The following is a 680-nucleotide window of genomic DNA, read 5'->3' on the forward strand; positions in this document are numbered from 1 at the left end:
TTCTCGCCTTCGGTCAGGGTGTCGCCCAGCTGCAGCACGCCGTGGTTGGGGATGCCGATGATGTCGCCGGCATAGGCCTCGTCCAGCAGTTCGCGGCGTTGCGACAGGAAGGACACCACGGTGTTGGGCCGCAGGTCCTTGCCGCTGCGCACCACCTTGAGCTTCATGCCGCGCTCGAAGTGACCGCTGGCGCAGCGCACGAAGGCGATGCGGTCGCGGTGCGCCGGGTCCATGTTGGCCTGGATCTTGAACACCACGCCGCTGAACTTGGGCTCGGTCGGCTCCACCACGCGCTGGATGGCGGGCTTGGGGCCCGGCGGCGGGGCCAGGTCCACCAGCGCGTCGAGCACCTCGCGCACGCCGAAGTTGTTGATGGCCGAGCCGAACAGCATGGGGGTTTGTTTACCGGCCAGGAATTCGGCGCCGTCAAACGCGGGCGACGCGCCGGCCACCAGCTCCATTTCGTCCTTGGCCTGGGTCCATTCCATGCCAAAGCGCCGGGCGCTTTCGGGGTTGTCCAGGCCCGCCAGCACCTCCTCGTCGCCGCCGGCGCGTTCTTCGCCGGCCGAGAACACCCGCATCTGGTCGCTGCGGCGGTCGTACACGCCGTGGAACAGCTTGCCCATGCCCACCGGCCAGGTGAAGGGCACCACCGTCATGCCGAGTTCGCGTTCGATCTC

General features: G+C 68.2%; 1 protein-coding gene. It reads right to left on the reverse strand.

The features are described from left to right. Positions 1–680, reverse strand: a 680-nt coding sequence (locus HA630_RS00100) for an EF-Tu/IF-2/RF-3 family GTPase (protein ID WP_243855297.1), incomplete at both ends; no start/stop codon positions are given.

This window comes from Aquabacterium sp. A08 (genome assembly GCF_011742065.1).